This window comes from Embleya sp. L77, assembly GCF_055557415.1.
Genome location: NZ_CM145710.1, coordinates 3319331 through 3331711, shown reverse-complemented (window position 1 = coordinate 3331711; position 12381 = coordinate 3319331). Strand labels below are relative to the sequence as shown.

Annotated in this window: 11 protein-coding genes; 7 read left to right on the top strand and 4 right to left on the bottom strand. The window is 71.3% G+C overall.

Annotation, left to right across the window (positions count from 1 at the left end; all coding sequences use genetic code 11):
* The first annotated feature begins 80 nt into the window (after positions 1–80).
* The 4 genes from ACZOOI_RS44045 to ACZOOI_RS44030 are packed head-to-tail and all read left to right on the top strand — an operon-like array spanning position 81 to position 4419.
* Positions 81–1385, top strand: coding sequence for an ABC transporter substrate-binding protein (locus ACZOOI_RS44045; RefSeq protein WP_465282435.1), 1305 nt, complete (start codon positions 81–83; stop codon positions 1383–1385).
* Entirely contained in the window at positions 1378–2322 is a 945-nt protein-coding gene (locus ACZOOI_RS44040; protein ID WP_465282434.1) for a carbohydrate ABC transporter permease, read from the top strand. The genes ACZOOI_RS44045 and ACZOOI_RS44040 overlap by 8 nt, the downstream gene beginning before the upstream one ends.
* A gap of 3 nt (positions 2323–2325) precedes the next feature.
* Positions 2326–3132 carry a carbohydrate ABC transporter permease gene (locus tag ACZOOI_RS44035; RefSeq protein WP_465282433.1) on the top strand — a complete coding sequence of 269 codons (807 nt, stop codon included), beginning with the start codon at positions 2326–2328 and terminating at the stop codon, positions 3130–3132.
* A 12-nt stretch (positions 3133–3144) separates the two neighbouring features.
* On the top strand, positions 3145–4419 hold the full coding sequence (locus ACZOOI_RS44030) for a Gfo/Idh/MocA family protein (protein WP_465282432.1): 1275 nt from the start codon (positions 3145–3147) through the stop codon (positions 4417–4419).
* Positions 4420–4685: 266 nt separating this feature from the next.
* On the opposite strand, the gene ACZOOI_RS44025 is transcribed toward ACZOOI_RS44030, so the two are convergent.
* Together ACZOOI_RS44025 and ACZOOI_RS44020 are read right to left on the bottom strand one after the other, a co-directional pair.
* Positions 4686–5201, bottom strand: a complete 516-nt coding sequence (locus ACZOOI_RS44025; RefSeq protein ID WP_465282431.1) for an RICIN domain-containing protein — start codon at positions 5199–5201, stop codon at positions 4686–4688.
* 190 nt (positions 5202–5391) lie between these two features.
* On the bottom strand, positions 5392–6945 hold the full coding sequence (locus tag ACZOOI_RS44020) for an MFS transporter (RefSeq protein ID WP_465282430.1): 1554 nt from the start codon (positions 6943–6945) through the stop codon (positions 5392–5394).
* 123 nt (positions 6946–7068) lie between these two features.
* Here ACZOOI_RS44020 and ACZOOI_RS44015 point away from each other — a divergent pair, with 123 nt between their 5' ends.
* The gene (locus tag ACZOOI_RS44015; RefSeq protein WP_465282429.1) at positions 7069–7683 is read left to right on the top strand and encodes a TetR/AcrR family transcriptional regulator; all 615 of its coding nucleotides are present in this window, start codon (positions 7069–7071) and stop codon (positions 7681–7683) included.
* A gap of 189 nt (positions 7684–7872) precedes the next feature.
* Here the strand turns inward: ACZOOI_RS44015 and ACZOOI_RS44010 are convergent, their stop codons facing one another.
* Both ACZOOI_RS44010 and ACZOOI_RS44005 read right to left on the bottom strand, forming a co-directional pair.
* Positions 7873–8139 (bottom strand): hypothetical protein, encoded by a 267-nt coding sequence (locus ACZOOI_RS44010; RefSeq protein ID WP_391587869.1) that lies wholly within the window; start codon positions 8137–8139, stop codon positions 7873–7875.
* Positions 8132–8491, bottom strand: coding sequence for a hypothetical protein (locus tag ACZOOI_RS44005; protein WP_465282428.1), 360 nt, complete (start codon positions 8489–8491; stop codon positions 8132–8134). Before ACZOOI_RS44005 ends, ACZOOI_RS44010 begins: the two co-directional genes overlap by 8 nt.
* Before the next feature lie 284 nt (positions 8492–8775).
* Here ACZOOI_RS44005 and ACZOOI_RS44000 point away from each other — a divergent pair, with 284 nt between their 5' ends.
* Together ACZOOI_RS44000 and ACZOOI_RS43995 are read left to right on the top strand one after the other, a co-directional pair.
* Positions 8776–9237 (top strand): hypothetical protein, encoded by a 462-nt coding sequence (locus tag ACZOOI_RS44000; protein ID WP_465282427.1) that lies wholly within the window; start codon positions 8776–8778, stop codon positions 9235–9237.
* 152 nt (positions 9238–9389) lie between these two features.
* On the top strand, positions 9390–12182 hold the full coding sequence (locus tag ACZOOI_RS43995; RefSeq protein WP_465282426.1) for a helicase associated domain-containing protein: 2793 nt from the start codon (positions 9390–9392) through the stop codon (positions 12180–12182).
* The last annotated feature ends 199 nt before the right edge of the window (positions 12183–12381 follow it).

The following is a 12381-nucleotide window of genomic DNA, read 5'->3' as shown; positions in this document are numbered from 1 at the left end:
AGCTTAGAGTCGTGCGTCTTTCCGGTCGGACGTGACCACGCCCACACCCATTCTCTCGTTTCTCGTTGGAGACCCCCGCCATGAAAATCGGCAAGATTCTGGCCTGCGCGGCCGCCGTCGCGGTGGCCGCGACGGCATGTGCGCCCGGCTCCTCGAACACCGCGAGTGCCCCCCAGCCGTCCGGGCCCGTGCAAACCGGCGTACCGGAGGGCCAGGCGAGGCTGAAGCTGGTCTCGACCCCCGAGTCGGGGGCCGCGATCAAGGCCGTCATCCAGGCTTTCCAGGCCAAGCACCCCAACATCAGGATCGACTACCAGGACACCAACTACGACGACTACAACAAGAGCCTGAACCTGTCCCTCGCCTCCGATCAGGCGCCCGACATAGCGCTGCTCAACACCGTCGGCGCGACCGTCAAGGACAAGCTGGTCCGCGACCTGAGCCCGTACGCGGCGAGTTACGGCTGGGACAAGACCTACCCCAGCACGCAACTCGACCAGTGGCGGGTCGACGTCGACGGAAGCACACTCGGCCGAGGCGGGCTGTACGCCGCGCCCGCCGGCTTCTCCCTGGTCGGCGTCTACTACAACAAGGCGGTCGCCGCGAAGCTCGGCATCACCGCCCCGCCCACCTCCCTGGCCGAGTTCGAGGCCGATCTCGGCAAGGCCAAGCAGGCCGGCGAAGTGCCGCTGCAACTGGGCAACGCCGAAGGCCACGCGTCCTTCGCCATCCAGCTCATGGGGCAGTCGGCGGACGGTGCCGAGGCGGCGGCGAAGTGGGTCTTCGGACAGAAGGGCGCGACCTTCGACACGCCGGGCAACCGCGCCGCGGTCGACAAGGTCGCCGACTGGAGCAGGAACGGCTACCTGCCCAAGGGCGCCAATGGCACCGATCTGCAGGGCGCCGTCGACAAGTTCACCAAGGGCGAGGGCCTGTTCTTCATCGACGGCAACTGGGACGCCAAGAAGATCGCGGACAAGCTCGGCAAGGACGCCGGCTTCTTCGCCTTCCCCGCCCCCAAGGCCACCACGATCGGCACGTCGGTCGCCTACGCCGTCTCGGCCAAAACCAAGCACCCCGACGCCGCCGCGGCGTTCCTGGACTTCCTGCGCTCCCCGGCGGCCTCGGCCGAGGAGTTCAAGGCCGGATTCATGCCGGCCGACCTGTCCGCGGCCAAGCCCGAGCCCGGCACCCTGATGGCCGACATCGTCGCCGCCTGGACCAGGGTCGACGCCGACAACGGCCTGGTCGGGTTCAACAACAACGCGACCGCCACGATGAACGACAAGCTCACCTCCGCCGGCCAGGAGCTGATCGCGGGCAAGAGCGACACCGCCGGCTTCATCTCGGCCGTCCAGGGCGAGTGGGCCAAGACGCATGGCTGACACGCTCGTCCGCGCCGACCGGGCGACGGCGCCCGCCGTCGCCGGCACGTGGGGTGGCGGGGTCCGCACCGGTGCCGGAAGGCGCCGCCGCGCCGTCCCCCTGTTGTACGTGCTCCCTGCCCTGCTTTTCTACGGGGCCTTCGTCATCGCGCCGTGGCTGCACAGCATCTGGATCTCGTTCTGGACGTGGGACGGCGTCGGCACCGCCACCTGGGCCGGGCTCGCCAACTACCGCGAGGTCCTGGAAGAGCCCGAACTGCGCAGCGCGCTGGTCCACGCGTTCGGATTCATCCTGTTCTACACGGTGATCCCCGTGGCGCTCGGACTGGTGCTCGCCGCGCTCGTCGCCGCCACCCCGTGGCGCGCGATGCCGGTGATCCGCACGATCATCTTCCTGCCGCAGATCCTCCCCCTGGTCGCCGTCGGCGTCGTGTGGAAGTGGATCTACAGCGAGGACGGACCGCTGAACGAACTGCTGCGCGCGGTCGGCCTCGGCGGCGTCGCCCGAGTCTGGCTCGGCGACTTCACCTGGGCCTTCCCCGCCGTCGGGTTCATCGGCAGCTGGGTCTCCACCGGCCTGTGCTTCCTCCTGCTGCTGTCCGGCATCGGCCGGATCGACCCCGCGCTGTACGAGGCCGCCCGCCTCGACGGCGCGAGCCGGCTCCGCGAGTTCCGCCACATCACCGTGCCGGGGCTGCGCAGCGAGATCGGCGTCGCGTGCACGGTCACCGTCATCGCGGCGCTCGCCGGATTCGACGTGGTCTACGTGATGACCGGGGGCGGACCCGGCACCTCCACCACGGTCCCCGGCGTCGAGGTCTACAAGCTGGTGTTCACCGCGGGCCGCGTAGGCACCGCGTGCGCACTGGCGACTGTCCTGTCCCTGCTCACCTGTGCGGTCATGTTCACGGTGAACCGGCTCACGCGGGAGCGATAGCGCATGTCCAAACACCTTCCGCGGCTCGTCCTGCTGCTCGCCGCCGCTACCGTCCTGTTTCCCTTCCTCGCGCTGATGTCCGCCGCGCTACAGCCGCAGAGCAACCTCGCCCCCGGGCTGGACTTCCCCACCGACCCCCACTGGGAGAACTTCAAGACCGCGTGGACCACGGCCGGCTTCGGGTCGCTGCTCAAGTCCAGCGCGCTGATCGCGCTGGGCGTGGTCCCGATCGCCCTCGTGCTCGCGACGCTGGCCGGCTACGGCCTCGCCACGATGCGAATCAAGGCGAAGGGCCCGCTGTTCGCCCTGTTCATGGTGGGCATGGCGCTGCCGTACGAAGCCATCGTCATCCCGCTCTACTACGACCTGCGCTCGCTGGGCCTGCTCAACAGTTATTGGGCGGTGATCCTCCCGCTCATCGGCCTGTTCATGCCGTTCGGCGTCTTTTGGATGCGTGCCCACTTCGAGTCGCTGCCCCGCGAACTGACCGAGGCCGCCGCCGTGGACGGGGCGGGGAGTTGGCGCACGCTCACCCGCGTGCTGCTGCCCACCGCGCGTCCCGCGCTCACCACCCTCGGGTTGTTGTACTTCATGTGGGCGTGGAATCAGTTCCTCCTCGCCTTGGTGCTCATCCAGGACCCGGACAAGCGCACCGCGCCCGCGGGACTGGGCAAATTCGTCCAGCAGTTCGGCAAGAACATCCCGCTGCTGTCCGCCGGGACGCTCATCGTGATCACCCCGATCGTCCTGCTCTATCTGTTCTTCCAGCGTCACTTCATCAAGGGCATCCTCCAGGGTGCCGTGAAATAGGGGGACTTCGACGTGACCGTCACACTGGCGATCGTCGGCGCCGGCGCCCGGGGCGCGGGCTATGCCCGGATCGCCGCCGCGGAGGGACTCGCCGCCCTCGTCGCCGTCGCCGATCCCGATCCCGCCCGACGCGGGGCCCTGGCCGCCGAGTTCGGCATCCCCGACGACCGGGTGTTCGCCGACTGGCGCGACCTGGCCGCCCTGCCCCGGCTCGCCGACGCCGTGATCGTCGCCACGCCCGACCGCCTGCACGCCGATCCGGCCGTCGCGTTCGCCGATCTCGGCTACGCGCTGCTGCTGGAGAAGCCGATGGCGCCCACCGAGCACGAAGCCCGGCGGATCGTCGACGCGGCCGTGCGCAACGATGTCCTGTTCGCGGTGTGCCACGTCCTGCGCTACACGCCCTACTCGGTCACGCTGAAGCGGCTGATCGACACCGGTCGGATCGGCGACGTGGTCAGCGTCGAGCATCTCGAACCGGTGGGCTGGTGGCACCAGGCCCACTCGTACGTGCGCGGCCAGTGGGCCGTCGAGGCCGAGTCGTCCTCGATGTTGCTCGCCAAGTCCTGCCATGACATCGACTGGCTCGGCCACCTCGTCGGGCGGCCTGTCGCACGCGTGTCGTCGTTCGGCGGACTGCATCACTTCCGCGCCGAGAACAAACCGGCGGGAGCCGGCGATCGCTGCGTGACGTGCCCGGTCGAACGCACCTGCGCCTACTCCGCGCCGCGCATCTACGAGCGCTTCCTCGGCGACCCGGTCCACGAGCAGTGGCCGCTCGGCGTGTTGACCGACGACGTCAGCACCGCGGGGCTGCGCAAGGCGCTCGCCGAAGGGCCGTACGGTGCCTGCGTCTACACCGGACGCAACGACGTCGTCGACCACCAGGTGGTGAACCTCGAGTACGCCGGCGGCGCCACCGCCTCGTTCACCATGACCGCGTTCACCGCGCTCGACTTCCGCAAGACCCGCGTCTTCGGCACCCGCGGCTCACTCGACGGCGACGGCCGCACCCTCACCCTCCACGACTTCCTGACCGACGAGGTCGAGAGGTTCGCCGTCGAACCCGACGGCGGCGCCTCGGCCGCGGACGGGCACGGGGGCGCGGACACGGAGCTGATCCGCGCCTTCCTCGGCGCGGTGGCGACCGGCGACCGGACACTGATCAGCTCGGGGCCGTACGAGACGTTGATGTCCCACCTCGTCGTGTGGGCCGCCGAACAAGCCCGCCGAGAAGGCACCGTGGTGAGCATGGAGCGTGCCTCGACACCGGCTGTGGGCATCTGAGGGCACGGGGGCCGGCACGCGTCGGCACCGGGGCGAAGGGGGCGAACATGCCGTAGGCGTTCGCGCCCCGGGAATCGCGACATCGCGTCGTCCCTCGGAACTCCCCCCGGACGCCGCGCCGTTCATGGCGCGGCGGCGGGTATCGGACCGCAGGTGACGCCGGGCGCGCCAATCACCGGCACCGGGCGGCCGAGCAGCGCGCCGCCGCCGGATGCCTCGTCCATGGCGATGGTGAGTGCCGAACGAGATCGCGCGTCGGCCCGCCATCAAGTAGGCATCGCCCGCCGAGGCCGCGAACTCGTCGACCACGGCGCCACCATCGACACCCCCGGCCAGGCGCCGCGCCGCCTCGGCGAGTCTCGGCATCGGGGTGGACGGGCTGTCCGGGACAGTCCCGAACGGGGTGAAGTGCAGCCGTCGTAGCGGACGACGAACGGCTCCCATGCCTGGCTGGAGCTGTTGTGACACGGGGTCTGCCGGACGCGCGCGCCGGAGGCGCGGCTGCCGCCCTCGACGTCCATGCACATGCGGCTGTGCGAGGCCATGATCTGCCACGTATAGCCGTTCGAGGGGCGTGGGAGGAACTGCCAGCGCTGGTTCTGCCCGCCGTGGAAGGGCCAGAGCCGCACCCCGGCGCCGGATGCCACCGACGAGTTCTCCACTTCCGCGACCGCGCTGGAGCCGGGGCTCCCGAGATAGCCGGCAGTGGGCCAGAGCGGTTGGTCGGCCGCGGAGGCGCGGGGTGCGCCCGCCGTCGTCATCAGGGCGAGGAGCGTGGCCATCAGTGCCGCCCACAGGCAAGCGGAGCGCGATGCGCGATGCCTCCGCCGTGGTTGTTCGTTCATCGGCCGTCCCTTCGGCCAGGGGCCGCCGAAAGCGGCCCGTTCGGAGGAGACGTGGCCCGGCGAAGCAGAATCTCTCAAAGTCCGCCTCGGAACTTTTTTCTCGGGGTCAGAACGGATGGCTCCGCCGCTATGTCGTCCGCTCGGTGGAGAGTGGGGCGCGCGTCGTCTCATCCGGTTGCGCCGGGCGCGCGGGGCGGAACAGTGTGAGCGCCGTGGCGGCGGCGAGTCCGGCGCTGATCGCGGCGGCGCCGAACGCGGTCGCGACACCGTGCGTGAGGACGTGTTCGGCGCTCTGCGTCGGGGGCGCCCCACGCGTCGCGGCGCCGAACACGGTGACCCACACCGCCAGCCCCAGGGTGCCCCCCATCCACTGCGTGGTCTGCAACAGCCCGGACGCCGCGCCCGATTCGTGCGCCGCGACGCCCGACAGGCCGTAGATGTTCAGCGGCGTCATGGCGATTCCGGCGCCCGCTCCGATGAGTATCACCGGTCCGAGAACGCCCGTCGGGTACCCGGTGGCGTCCCCGAGGCGGGCCAGCCACACGAACCCGGTGGTGCAGGCGAGCGCGCCGACCACCACCGGCCACGCGGTGCCCACGCGCCGGGCGAGCGCGGGCGCGACCCTGGCCATCGTGAACTGGGCGGCCATCAGGGGCAGGAAGGCCAGGCCGCTCTCGACCGGGCCGAGGCCCCGCCCTTCCTGGAAGTACCGGCCGAGCATGAAGAGCACGCTGAACATCGCGGCCGAATAGAACGCGAGGACGGGCAGTACCCGGGCAAGGGTGCCGGACGCGGCCAGGCGCAGCGGTAGGACGGGTTCGGTGGCGCGCCGCTCGACCAGCCCGAACGCGGGCAGGAGGACGGCTGCGGCGGCGAGGCCGGCGATGGTGCGGTCGTCGCGCCAGCCGTCGGACGCCGCGCGGATGAAGGCGTACACCAGGGCGGTGATTCCGGCGGTGCCGAACAGCGCGCCGGCGAGGTCGAAGCGTGGGCGGACGGCCGGGGCGGGCCGCTCCGGCTCGCGCACGACACGTACGGCGAGCCCGAGGAGCAGCGCACCGAGCGGCACGTTGACGAGGAAGACCCATCGCCACGAGGCGAGTTGGGTAAGCACCCCGCCGAGGATGAGGCCGACGGAGGCGCCGCCGCCGAGGACGGCCGAGTACCACGACAGGGCGCGCGCCCGTGCGGGTCCCTCGAACGTGCTGATGATGAGGGCCATCGTGCTGGGCCCGACGAGCGCGCCGCCGACGCCTTGCAGGACACGGGCGCCGACCAGCCACCAGGCCCACGGTGCGAGGCCCGCGAGTAGCGACGCCGCGGTGAACAGGAGGACGCCGGCGAGGAACATCCGGCGGCGCCCGAATGCGTCCCCCAGCCGCCCGCCGAGCAGGAGCAGGCCGCCGAAGGCGAGCGTGTACGCGTTGAGTACCCACGATGACGCGGTCGGCGAGAGGTCGAGGGCGGAGCCCATGTCGGGCAGTGCGAGGTTGACCACGGTGACGTCGATGCCGATGAGCAGCATCGAGCCGCTGATGACGGCGAGGACGAGGCCGGCCGCCCGGGCTGCGGGCCCGGGTGGGCCGCCGGACGACCCGGGTGAAGAACCGGCCGGCGCGTCGGATGACGCCTCGGACGCGTTGGACGGGGTGGACCCGCTGGATGCGGTGGTAGAGGGCATGGCTGACCTCCGAAGGTCGGGACAGGGGAATTTAAGAGACCTACGGGTCTCCTATGAGGACTATAGGAGACTTGACAGTCTCTTACAAGGAATTGGGGATACTGGAGTCCGCAGACGAGAAAGGTGACCGCGTTGGAACCCCCCACCGGAGAATCCCGCCACGCCGCGGCGTCACCCACCCGACGGCGCGGCCGCGAGCTCCAACAGGCCATCTACCAAGCGACCTTCGAGCAACTGCGCGAGGTCGGCTACGCGGGCCTGACGATGGACGGCGTCGCCGCCGCCGCGCGGACCGGCAAGGCCCCGCTGTACCGGCGCTGGCCCGACAAGGACGCCCTGCTCGTCGACGCGCTGCGGGACCGACTGCCCTCGGCCGACGACATCCCGCTCGTCGGCGATCTGCGATCCGACCTGATCGCGATCCTGCGGTTCCTGCACAGCGCGTGCACGATCACCGCCGACATGGCCCTGCAAACGGTCAAGCAGCAGTCCCAGGCCACATACGCAATGATGCGCGAACGCATCTCCGAGCCGACCCGGCGCCTGATCCTGCAGACCATGCGCGCGGCGGAAGAGCGCGGCGAGACCCGCCCCGGTTCCGCGACCCCCCTCACCGCCCGCGTCGGCCCGGCCATGATCGCCTACCAAAACCTGAGCGCACCTGTGGAACTCACCGACGAATTCGTGGTGTCGGTCGTCGACGAGGTCCTGCTCCCCATGCTGCGCGGCCGAGCCTGAGCCCGGCGGTCACCGCGTCGCCCCGCTCGGCACCCGCGTCGGGCACGCACGTCGACCAACCGCCGGGCGGCCACGACGGGGAACAAACGGCGGCGTTGGTGCTCGAGGGCCGAACGCGACAACCGGGCCAAGACCCGCGCCCACCACGCCCGAAGCCGCCCGACCACCGTCCCCCGACAGGAGACGGTGTCAGGGTCCGAGCCAGGTGACCTGGGTGATGTAGATGCATTCCTGGCGCGGGACGGTGAGGTATTCGAAGAGGAGGTTTCGGGCCGGGTCACTGTGGGTGCGAATGCCCGGGCCGGTGCCCTGGAAGTCGACACCGTCGAGATAGACCATGGAGTTGACCGTGGCCAGGTCCGCGGCCGCCTTCTCGACGGCGGACAGGACCTCGGACGGCAGACCCGCGGCGACCTCTTCCAGGCTGGGCAGCCATTCCCAGGACCAGTCACTCACCGGCGATCTCGCGGTGCGCCTCGGCGCGCAGGCGGGCGATCTCGGTACCCGCGTCGCGGATCTCCTCGGGATCGTTCGACCGCGCCACGACACGCTCCAACTCGCGCAGACGCCGCGCAAGGGCGGGGCGGCGCTCGATCGCCACGAATACGGCCCATTTCCGTAGGAACAGACGCACCGCGTTCGGCTGGAGGTTCTCGGCGACCCAGTCCAGCGCCTCGTCCTCCTCCTGCTGGAACTCCGGCAGATAGGTCGGACTCAACACGGCCACCGCCTCCCGCAGCGCCCGGATCTTCAAGGACGGCATCGGAATCAGCGGCTCGTCGCCCCACTCGGCATGCTCAGCGGTCATGATCTCCTCCTCCACCACCCAGTCAACCAGAACCATCCGACCCACACCCCGACGACCACAAGTCCCACGACCGCCGGGAGTGCACCAGGCCTCGAATGACTCACGTCCGGGAGCAGCCCCGGTCGATCCCCTCCCCCGACGCCTGCCGTCGACGAAGTCGCGACCTCCTGACCGGGCGGGCACCGAGCCCGTCCGCGGCCTCTGACGAGCACACGGGACGCGCTCACCTGGGATCAGGCCGGTCGAATACCGTCCGGACTGAGTCCAGTCCATATGCTTGCGGTATGGCCACCACGGACCTGCGGGCGATCCGCGACGACTTCCTCGGCGAGAGGCAACAGTTGATCGACGCGATCACCCGGGCATCGCGCGAGGGCATCGCGGCCAAGGAGGTCGCCCGACTGGTGGCCCCCGCGTTCGGCCGCGACCAGGTGCTCCAATTCCTCGCCGCCGTCACCTTGCGGGACTCGGCCCGCAAGGCACTGGCCGAGGCCGATCTCGACGCTGTCGTGGACGCGTCGGTCACCGGCATCGACCCGCCCCGCGAGGCCCGGCTGCTCCTGTCGGCAGACCCCGACGAGACCCCCGACCACGCGCTGCTTCCCGACCGGATCCGCGCCGCGCTCCGCGACTTCCACATCACCCTGGCACCGGCCCGCGACGGCGGCGACCCCCACGCCAACCCCGACGACCTCCTGCGCGACGGACTACCGGTACGACTCGTCCGGATCGAACCCCGCGCCTGAACAACAAGCGGGCACACCCGAGATCGGGCGGATCGCACGACACCGACCGACACCCCCCGACGAACCGCGCGGACCCGCCGTCGCCGCCACCAGTCCCGACAACCCCCGCCACCCCCGACATGCACACCCGACTCGCACACGCGGAGACAGCGATGCGGAACCCCGCCCCCTCGACGCGTCGCTCCGCCCGCCACACTGCGCCCGCGCTGCGCCCCCACCAACGCGACGCCCTCGCCGCGATCGTCCGCGAGCTGGAGAACCCGGACCCCGAAACGGTGGGCAGCGCCCGGTACGGCGGACGCCGCGCCACCGCGGTCATGGCCTGCGGCACCGGCAAGACGTGGGTGGCCGCCGGGGCGGCGGCGACCCTCGCCGCGCGCGATCGTGTCCTGGTCCTGGTACCCACCCTCGACCTCCTCGTCCAGACCGTCCGGGCGTGGCAGCGGGCCGGGCGGGTGGGTGGGACGCAGGTGGCGGTGTGTTCCCTCGGCGGCGACGCGGCGTTGGGCGGCGCCGGGGTGCGGGCGACCACCAGCGCGCCGCAACTGGCCCTGTGGGCCGCCGGCGACGGGCCGCTGACGGTGTACGGCACCTACCAGTCTCTGGGCACGATCCTGGACGCGCACACGGGCGTCTACGGGCTGCGGTTGAAGCCGTGGCGGCTCGTGTGCATCGACGAGGGACACCGCACCAGCGGATCGCTCGCGAAGGACTGGGGCGCCGTCCACGACGACCGACGCCTCCCCGCGCAGGGCCGGTTGTACCTCACCGCGACCCCACGCGTGTGGGAGCCGCCCGCCAACAGCACCTACAGCGAAGGAACCGGCGAGGGCGAAGCCGAACTGCCCCCGGTCCTCGCCGAGGACGAGGCGTGGGACGACCCGGACGCGGCGGGCCCGGGTGGGCTCGACCACCTCGCCGAAGACGAAGTCGACTGGGGCGACGAGGGCGGCGCCGGGCCGATCCGGGTGCGCGGGGGACGTCCGGTCCACTCGTCGCTGCCGGTCCAGGCGGTCGCGTCCATGGAGAACGAGGAGATCTTCGGCCCCACCGTCCACCGGCTGGAACTCGCGGCCGGCGTGCGCCTGGGCCTGCTCGCCAAGCCCCGGATCGTGGTGGTCGACGTCGCCGACCCCACCCTCCAGGACCTGGCCGCCGCGGGCGGCCTCGACCTCAACCGCGGCCCGGGCCGGCGCACCCTGGAAGAGGTCGAGGAATACCGGGCCGCGCGCCTGGCCGCCCTGCAGACCGCCGTGCTGCGAGTCGCCGCCGACCAGGGCCTGAACACGGTGATCGCCTACCACGCGCGGACGGCCGAGGCCCAGGCGTGCGCGGAGACCCTGCCCGACGTCGCGAAGCGGCTGCACGAGACGGACCCGCAGCGGTATCCGGCCGGGGTGTGGGCGGACTGGCTGTGCGGCGAACACGAGGCCGAGCACCGGCGGCGCGTGTTGGGCGAGTTCGCCGCGCACACCGACCAAGGACCCGCCGCACTCTTCGAGGTTCCCGACCGGGGCGCGGTGGTGATGCGGCGGGCGGTCCTGTCGAACGTGCGCGTCCTCGCCGAAGGCGTCGACCTGCGCGCCGACGCGGTCGCCTTCATGGACCCCAAACTGAGCGTGATCGAAATCGTCCAGGCCATCGGGAGAGTCCTGCGCCAGGAACCCCACGAAGGCCGCACCGCGACGATCATCGTGCCCGTCTTCCTCGCCGCCGGCGAACAACCCGACGACATGCTCGTCTCCGACTCCTACCACTTCCTCGTCCGCGTCCTGCACGCCCTCGCCGCGCACGACAGCCGCGTCCTGGACATGCTCGCCACCCCCGCACCCAGCGGCAGCCACCTCCGGCTCACGGCCCCGACGGACACCGGCGCCGAGGGCGGCGAAGGCGGCGAGAGCGCGCCGGCCGAGGAGGACTTCGAAGGGGGCGGGGACGAGGAGCCCGAGGACGACGAGGAACGGTTCCTCGTGCGGTTCATGACCGAGCGCGATCCCGCCCTCCTCGCCGACTTCGTCAAACTCAGGGTCATCGACCCCGAACGGCGAGACTGGCGCCGCGGCTACCTCGCCGCCCGGCGATGGCACGCCGCGCACGGCGACCTGCGCGTGCCGCTGGAGGCCATCGACTACGACGCCGAAACCGGCACCAGCCATCCCGTGGGGGCGTGGATCAGCGAGCAGCGCAGGGCGTGGTCGGCGGGGACGATCAGTGCCCGGCGGATCGAGCTGCTCGAGGCACTGGGGATGGTGTGGAGCCCGGACGACGCCGCGTTCGAGGACGGACTCGCCATGTGCCGCGCGTACTTCGCCGTCCACGGACACTTGGCCGCACCCAAGAACGCCGCCGTCAACAACTACCCCGTCGGGCAATTCCTCGCCAACTGCCGCCGCCCGTTGGAGTCCCGCAAGAACCCCGCACGCTGGGCGCAGCGGTGGGAACGCCTGGCCGAGATCGACCCCGACTGGAACCCCACCGGACGCCAGGACCCCGCCCTGCGGTGGTCCCTGGACTGGCAACGCATACTCGCGACGGTCCGACTGCACACCGAGGCGGGCGGAAGCCTCGACGAGCTCGTGCCCGGACACACCATCGGCGGCGAGGACGTCGGAGCCTGGCTGGAACGACAACGACGCAGCGGGGCGGACCTGACACCGGCGCAGCGGGAGGCGTTGGCCGGCGTCGGCGTCGAGGTGGCCGACGTCCCGGCGCAGCGCGCGGCGCCGGTGGACCGGTGGGCGTTGACCCTGGCCGCGGCGGCGGCATTCCGCGAGCGGGAAGGGCATTTGACCGTGCCCCGCAAACACGTCGAGACCGTCGAGGCGGACGGTGAGACACACCGGGTGAAACTGGGTGTGGCACTCGCCAACGCACGCCAACGACACGCTTCTTGGGCGCAGGAGCGCGTCGCGGCCCTCACCGCGCTCGGGATGCGGTGGACGTAGGAGGATCCCGGCGGGTTTGGGAGTTCTCGCGGGTGTGCCGGCGACGGAATGCAGTTCGCCCTGGTCGGCCCCGACCCCCGTATTCGTCGAGGCCGGTGACTGAGAGCCCTCGGCGACATCCTCGACTGAACCGGCCACACCACCGCGCAACCGCCGAACTGATCGACGCGAAGGATCGCGGCGGGAGCCTCCGTCCGCC

Bases quoted from the DNA above. Each gene is read 5' to 3' on its own strand.
- ACZOOI_RS44045 (WP_465282435.1), top strand. From the start codon at position 81: ATGAAAATCGGCAAGATTCTGGCCTGCGCGGCCGCCGTCGCGGTGGCC.
- ACZOOI_RS44040 (WP_465282434.1), top strand. From the start codon at position 1,378: ATGGCTGACACGCTCGTCCGCGCCGACCGGGCGACGGCGCCCGCCGTC.
- ACZOOI_RS44035 (WP_465282433.1), top strand. From the start codon at position 2,326: ATGTCCAAACACCTTCCGCGGCTCGTCCTGCTGCTCGCCGCCGCTACC.
- ACZOOI_RS44025 (WP_465282431.1), bottom strand. From the start codon at position 5,201: ATGGCCACGCTCCTCGCCCTGATGACGACGGCGGGCGCACCCCGCGCC.
- ACZOOI_RS44020 (WP_465282430.1), bottom strand. From the start codon at position 6,945: ATGCCCTCTACCACCGCATCCAGCGGGTCCACCCCGTCCAACGCGTCC.
- ACZOOI_RS44005 (WP_465282428.1), bottom strand. From the start codon at position 8,491: ATGACCGCTGAGCATGCCGAGTGGGGCGACGAGCCGCTGATTCCGATG.
- ACZOOI_RS44000 (WP_465282427.1), top strand. From the start codon at position 8,776: ATGGCCACCACGGACCTGCGGGCGATCCGCGACGACTTCCTCGGCGAG.
- ACZOOI_RS43995 (WP_465282426.1), top strand. From the start codon at position 9,390: ATGCGGAACCCCGCCCCCTCGACGCGTCGCTCCGCCCGCCACACTGCG.